The 6,405-nt window shown below is 72.7% G+C and carries 7 protein-coding genes; 6 read left to right on the forward strand and 1 reads right to left on the reverse strand.

The window, feature by feature from the left end:
• From GTR00_RS11495 to GTR00_RS25785, 6 genes are all read left to right on the forward strand, one after another.
• Nucleotides 1-511 (forward strand): nitrilase-related carbon-nitrogen hydrolase (locus GTR00_RS11495; protein ID WP_276610151.1); only part of this gene is annotated, 511 nt, incomplete at its 5' end.
• A gap of 278 nt (nucleotides 512-789) precedes the next feature.
• Nucleotides 790-1,032: a glutaredoxin-like protein NrdH gene (nrdH, locus tag GTR00_RS11500; RefSeq protein ID WP_166611760.1), complete on the forward strand. Its 243-nt coding sequence runs from the start codon at nucleotides 790-792 to the stop codon at nucleotides 1,030-1,032.
• A 9-nt stretch (nucleotides 1,033-1,041) separates the two neighbouring features.
• Nucleotides 1,042-1,434 (forward strand): class Ib ribonucleoside-diphosphate reductase assembly flavoprotein NrdI, encoded by a 393-nt coding sequence (nrdI, locus tag GTR00_RS11505; protein ID WP_166611761.1) that lies wholly within the window; start codon nucleotides 1,042-1,044, stop codon nucleotides 1,432-1,434.
• Complete coding sequence (gene nrdE, locus GTR00_RS11510; RefSeq protein WP_166611762.1) at nucleotides 1,431-3,599, forward strand: class 1b ribonucleoside-diphosphate reductase subunit alpha; 2,169 nt, start codon at nucleotides 1,431-1,433, stop codon at nucleotides 3,597-3,599. Before nrdI ends, nrdE begins: the two co-directional genes overlap by 4 nt.
• A 56-nt stretch (nucleotides 3,600-3,655) precedes the next feature.
• The gene (gene nrdF, locus GTR00_RS11515) at nucleotides 3,656-4,630 is read left to right on the forward strand and encodes a class 1b ribonucleoside-diphosphate reductase subunit beta (protein ID WP_166611765.1); all 975 of its coding nucleotides are present in this window, start codon (nucleotides 3,656-3,658) and stop codon (nucleotides 4,628-4,630) included.
• A gap of 260 nt (nucleotides 4,631-4,890) precedes the next feature.
• Nucleotides 4,891-5,886 carry a universal stress protein gene (locus GTR00_RS25785; RefSeq protein WP_166611763.1) on the forward strand — a complete coding sequence of 332 codons (996 nt, stop codon included), beginning with the start codon at nucleotides 4,891-4,893 and terminating at the stop codon, nucleotides 5,884-5,886.
• 44 nt (nucleotides 5,887-5,930) lie between these two features.
• Here the strand turns inward: GTR00_RS25785 and GTR00_RS11525 are convergent.
• Nucleotides 5,931-6,405, reverse strand: a 475-nt coding sequence (locus GTR00_RS11525) for a MarR family winged helix-turn-helix transcriptional regulator (protein ID WP_166611764.1), incomplete at its 5' end; no start/stop codon positions are given.

The following is a 6,405-nucleotide window of genomic DNA, read 5'->3' on the forward strand; positions in this document are numbered from 1 at the left end:
GCGCAACACCCTGCTGGTGCGCGGGGCGGGCGTGCGCGCCTCCTACGACAAGGTCCACCTGTACGACGCCTTCGGCTTCGCCGAGTCCGACACCGTCGAGGCGGGCCGAGGGCCGGTGGTGGTGGACGTCGACGGCGTGGGCGTGGGGCTGGCCACCTGCTACGACGTGCGCTTCCCGGGGCTGTTCACGGCGCTGGCCGAGCGGGGGGCCTCGGTGGTGGTCGTGGCGGCCTCGTGGGGCGCCGGCCCGGGCAAGGTGGAGCAGTGGGAGCTGCTCACGCGCGCCCGGGCGCTGGACAGCACCTGCTTCGTGCTGGCCTGCGGCCAGGCCGACCCGGGCGCGCCCTCGGCGGCGCCCCTGGGGGTGGGGCGCTCGCGCGCGGTGGGCCCGCTGGGGCAGGTGCTGGCGCAGCTGGGCGGCGAGCCGGGCCGCCTGGTGGTGGACCTGGACCCGGAGGAGGTGCGGCGGGCGCGCGAGGTGCTGCCGGTGCTGGCGAACCGCCGCTGCTGAGGCCCGCCCGCGCGCACCACCCGTCCGCCGCGACACGCCGACGGCGCGTGATCGGATTGTAACTTTGCGTTGATCATCCACACGTTCCCCACACCCCCCGCGAAGCGATTCCGCAGGTCACGGGCGTGCGGGACCCCGTCGTCCACCCCGTCCACAGCCTGGGGAAATCACACGGATGTGACACACCATCTTGTGGTGCCTTGCGGTGTCGGCCCCTAGGGGTAGTGTCTGACTCACCCCAGCACGCCGGGCCTGGCACCCGAGGGAAGGACCACCCCATGAGCATCACCGTCTACAGCACGCCCTCCTGCGTGCAGTGCAAGGCGACCTACCGCGCGCTCGACCGCAAGGGCCTCTCCTACGAGGTCGTCGACGTCACCAGCGACGCGCAGGCCCTGCAGGCGGTGCGCGCCCTGGGCCACGTCCAGGCCCCCGTCGTGGTCAGCGGCGACGAGCACTGGTCGGGCTTCCGCCCCGACCGCATCGACGCCCTCGCGGACCGCTTCGCCGCCGTCTCCTGAGGCCACGCCGTGCCGCTCGACGTCGTCTACTTCTCGAGCGTGTCCGGCAACACCCACCGCTTCGTGGAGAAGCTGGGGGTGGCGGCGCGGCGGATCCCCCTGCGCCCGCGCGAGGAGCACCTGAGCGTCAGCCGGCCCTACGTCCTCATCGTGCCCACCTACGGCGGCGGTGACGGCGCCGGGGCGGTGCCCAAGCAGGTGATCCGCTTCCTGAACGACCCGGCCAACCGCGCCCTCCTGCGGGGCGTGGTCGGGGCCGGCAACACCAACTTCGGGGCCCACTACGCCGTGGCCGGCGACGTCGTCGCCGCCAAGTGCCGCGTGCCCCTCCTGTACCGCTTCGAGCTCTTCGGCACCCCCGAGGACGTGCGTCGCGTCCGCGACGGATTGGACACGCTGTGACCCTCACCCCCGCCGCCCCCGAGGCCACCGGCGCCGTCCCGGCCCAGGCGCAGGCCTCCCCGGGCTTCCACTCGCTCAACGCGATGCTGAACCTCTGGGACGCGCAGGGGCGCATCCAGTTCGACGCGGACCGCGAGGCGGCCCGGCAGTACTTCCTGCAGCACGTCATCCCCAGCACCCCGGTCTTCGCCAGCTTCGAGGCCCGCCTGGACCACCTCGTCGCCGAGGGGTACTACGAGGCGGCCGTGCTGGACCGCTACCCGCGCGCCTTCGTGCGCGAGCTGACCGACCGCGCCCACGCCGCGAGGTTCCGCTTCGCCACCTTCCTGGGCGCCTTCAAGTTCTTCACCAGCTACGCGCTGAAGAGCTTCGACGGCAAGCAGTACCTCGAGGGCTTCGAGGACCGCGCCGTGATGACCGCCCTCACCCTCGCCGCCGGCGACGAGGCGCTGGCCACCGCGATCCTCGACGAGATCGTCAGCGGCCGCTTCCAGCCGGCCACCCCCACCTTCCTCAACGCGGGCAAGGCCTCGCGCGGCGAGCTGGTCTCCTGCTTCCTGCTGCGCATCGAGGACGACATGGAGTCCATCGGCCGCGGCATCAACTCCGCCCTGCAGCTGTCCAAGCGCGGCGGCGGCGTGGCGCTGCTGCTGAGCAACATCCGCGAGTACGGCGCGCCCATCAAGCGCATCGAGAACCAGTCCTCCGGCGTCATCCCCGTGATGAAGCTGCTGGAGGACTCCTTCTCCTACGCCAACCAGCTCGGTGCGCGCCAGGGCGCGGGCGCGGTGTACCTCTCGGCGCACCACCCCGACATCATGCGGTTCCTGGACACCAAGCGCGAGAACGCCGACGAGAAGATCCGCATCAAGACCCTCAGCCTCGGCGTCGTCGTCCCCGACATCACCTTCGAGCTCGCCAAGAACAACGAGCCGATGCACCTGTTCTCCCCCTACGACGTCGAGCGCGTCTACGGCGTGCCGTTCGGCGACGTCGCGGTGAGCGAGAAGTACCGCGAGATGGTCGCGGACCCGCGCATCAAGAAGACGCAGATCAACGCCCGCGACTTCTTCCAGACCCTCGCCGAGCTGCAGTTCGAGTCGGGCTACCCCTACGTCGTGTTCGAGGACACGGTGAACCGGGCCAACCCGATCGACGGCCGCATCAACATGTCGAACCTGTGCTCGGAGATCCTGCAGGTCAACACCCCCAGCCGGCTGGGCGAGGACCTCGGCTACGAGGTCGTCGGCAAGGACATCTCCTGCAACCTCGGCTCGCTGAACATCGCCCTGGCCATGGACGGCGGCGACCTCGGCCGCACCGTCGGCACCGCGGTGCGCGCGCTCACCGCCGTGTCGGTGGCCAGCGACATCCGCTCCGTGCCCTCCATCGCCCACGGCAACTCGCGCTCGCACGCCATCGGCCTGGGCCAGATGAACCTGCACGGCTACCTGGCCCGCGAGCGGGTCCACTACGGCAGCGAGGAGGGCATCGACTTCACGAACATCTACTTCTACTCGGTGCTCTTCCACGCGCTGCGGGCCTCCAACGAGATCGCCATCGAGACCGGCACGACGTTCGAGGGCTTCGAGCGCTCCGCCTACGCCGACGGCAGCTTCTTCGACAAGTACACCGAGCGGGAGTGGGCGCCGGCCACCGAGCGCGTCGCCGGGCTGTTCGCCAAGGCCGGCATCGCGATCCCCACCCAGGAGGACTGGCGCGCGCTGAAGGCCTCCGTGGTGGAGCACGGCATCTTCAACCAGAACCTGCAGGCGGTGCCGCCCACCGGGTCCATCAGCTACATCAACAACTCCACCTCCTCGATCCACCCGATCGCCTCCAAGATCGAGATCCGCAAGGAGGGCAAGCTCGGCCGCGTCTACTACCCGGCGCCGTTCATGACGAACGACAACCTGGAGTACTACGAGGACGCGTACGAGATCGGTCCCGAGAAGATCATCGACACGTACGCCGCGGCCACCCAGCACGTCGACCAGGGCCTGTCGCTGACGCTGTTCTTCAAGGACACCGCCACCACCCGCGACGTCAACCGCGCGCAGATCTACGCGTGGCGCAAGGGCATCAAGACGATCTACTACGTGCGCATCCGCCAGATGGCGCTGGAGGGCACCGAGGTCGAGGGCTGCGTCAGCTGCATGCTGTGAGCAGCGGCGGGACGGCGGCCGGACGACGGGGCGAGCAGGCGAGGGACGAGGACGAGATGGTGGAGAAGGTCAAGCTCATCGATCGCGTGAACGCGATCAACTGGAACCGCGTGCAGGACGAGAAGGACCTGGAGGTCTGGAACCGCCTCACGAGCAACTTCTGGCTGCCGGAGAAGGTGCCGCTGTCCAACGACGTGCAGTCGTGGGCGCGGCTGTCGGCCGCCGAGAAGCAGCTGACGATGCGGGTGTTCACCGGCCTGACCCTGCTGGACACCATCCAGGGCACGGTGGGGGCCGTCTCGCTCATCCCGGACGCGCTGACCCCCCACGAGGAGGCCGTCTACACGAACATCGCGTTCATGGAGTCGGTGCACGCCCGCAGCTACTCCTCGATCTTCTCCACGCTGGCCTCGACGCAGGCCATCGACGAGGCGTTCAGCTGGTCGGAGGACAACGAGGCGCTGCAGCGCAAGGCCTCGATCGTCCTGGAGTACTACCACGGCGACGACCCGCTGAAGCGGAAGGTGGCCTCCACGCTGCTGGAGTCCTTCCTCTTCTACTCCGGCTTCTTCCTGCCGATGCACTTCTCCTCGCGCGCGCAGCTGACGAACACCGCCGACCTCGTCCGGCTCATCATCCGCGACGAGGCCGTGCACGGGTACTACATCGGCTACAAGTACCAGCGCGGCCTGGAGCTGGTGGACCAGGCCAAGCGGGACGAGCTGAAGGACTACACCTTCGACCTGCTCTTCGAGCTGTACGACAACGAGTGCAAGTACACCGCGGACCTCTACGACAACGTCGGGCTCACCGACGACGTCCGCACGTTCCTGCACTACAACGCCAACAAGGCGCTCATGAACCTCGGCTACGAGGGCATGTTCCCCGCCGACACCGCGAGGGTGGACCCCGCGATCCTGTCCGCGCTGTCCCCGAACGCCGACGAGAACCACGACTTCTTCTCCGGCTCCGGGTCCAGCTACGTCATCGGCAAGGCCGTGGCCACCGAGGACGAGGACTGGGAGTTCTGATCTGCGCCGCGGGCCCGTCGTGACCACACCCGACGGACCCGCGGCGCGCACACCCGGGAGGGGCCGGACCGGGCGCACCAGCGCCGGGTCCGGCCCCTCCGGCGTCCGCGCCATCCGCGCCGTCCGCGCCGTCCGCGGAGGCGTTCCCGGGTCCGCCCCCTACCGCCCGGCGCCCGCGCGGCGCACCATGGGGGTGCCGGGGCCTCGCGTCGCGGCCGGGAGGACCGCGCGAGGGGGCCGGCGACCGCCGAGGAGGAGCCGTGGACAGCAGGACCGGGACCAGGACGATCGTCGTGGGCGTCGACGAGGCCGGCGCGGCCGCGCCGGCCCTGCGGTGGGCCGCCGCCGAGGCCGCACGCCGGGGCGCTCACGTGCACCTCGTGCACGCCGTGCCGCACGAGGACGCGGCCGGGGTGGGCCCGGCCGGGCTGTGGGCGGACGGGCTGGGGGCGGCGCCCCCGCCGCCGCCGCGCGACGCCGCCGTCACCGAGCAGCGCGCGCGCCGGGCGCTGCAGCGCGCCGAGGAGGTCGTGCGCACCGGTGCCCCCGCGGTGCCGGTGCGCTCCTCCGTCGAGCGCGGCACGGTGCGCGCGGTGCTGCTGGGGGCGTCCGGGGACGCCGACCTCGTCGTGACCGGGCTGGGCCGGCGCTCCGGGCGCCCGGGCTCCACGGCCCTGGCGCTGGCGCAGCACGCGCCGTGCCCGGCCGTGGCGGTGGGCGGCGACCCCGTCCCGTGGGCCCGCGGCGTCGTGGTCGGCTTCGACGGCTCCGCCGCCTCCCTCGCCGCGCTGGAGCTGGCCGCGGCCGAGGCGGCGCTGCGCGGGCAGGCGCTGCGGGTGGTGCGCACCACCCACCTGCCGGTGGACCACCTGGCCGTCACCGACCCCGAGGTGCACCTGGCGGCCCGGCGCGCGGCCCGCGCGCGGGTGCGCGCGCTCGTGGAGGCGGCCGTGGAGCCGCTGCGGCGCGAGCACGGCCTGGCGGTGGAGGTCGCCGTCGTGGTCGACGCCTTCGCCTCCGACGTGCTCGTGGAGCGATCCCGCGACGCCGCCCTGCTGGTCGTCGGCGTCGGCGGGCACGGCGCGCTGCGCTCGGCCCTGCTGGGCTCGACCAGCCGCGCCGTGCTGCACCGCGCGCACGTGCCCGTCGTCGTCGTGCCGGCCGGGGCGCGCGCCGGCGACCTGCGCACCCTCGACCCGGGCGCCGCCGAGCTGAGCGGCGCGCCGGTCGCCGGCGCGCCCGTCGCCACGGCCTGAGGCGGGACCCGCGGGCCCGGGGGCCGGGCCGCGCCGGCGGTGCGTCAGCCGTCGGCGCGGTGGGCCTCCAGGGCGGCGGTCATGTCGGTCAGGAAGCGGCGCACGACCTCCAGCTCGGCGTCGTCGTAGCGGGCCATCAGCTCGTCGCTGCGCCGGCCGAGCGGGCCGAAGAACTCCACGGCGACGGCGGCGCCGTGCTCGCCGAAGCGCAGGTGCACCTTGCGGCGGTCGGCGGTGTCGCGCTCGCGGCGCAGGTGCCCGGCGCGCTCCAGCCGGTCCACGACGCCGGTGGCGGCGCCGGAGGTGAGGCCGAGGGCCGCCGCCAGCTCGCCGGTGGTCATCGGGTCGCCCTCGCCCTCGCGGCGCATGACGTGCAGCAGGGCGCGCATGTCCGTGGGGTGCAGGCCCCGGCGGCCGGCGAAGTCGTCGGCGACGCGCTGCCCCTGCGCGCCGAGGTCGCGCACGAGGTCGAGGACCTGCGCCTGCAGGCGTTCGCGGGGGGTGCCGCGGGGCCGGTAC

It is taken from the genome of Kineococcus indalonis (assembly GCF_009906395.1).
GTDB classification, from domain to species: Bacteria; Actinomycetota; Actinomycetes; order Actinomycetales; family Kineococcaceae; genus Kineococcus; species Kineococcus indalonis.

Coding starts and splice junctions, on each gene's coding strand:
- nrdH (WP_166611760.1), top strand. CDS start 790: ATGAGCATCACCGTCTACAGCACGCCCTCCTGCGTGCAGTGCAAGGCG.
- nrdF (WP_166611765.1), top strand. CDS start 3,656: ATGGTGGAGAAGGTCAAGCTCATCGATCGCGTGAACGCGATCAACTGG.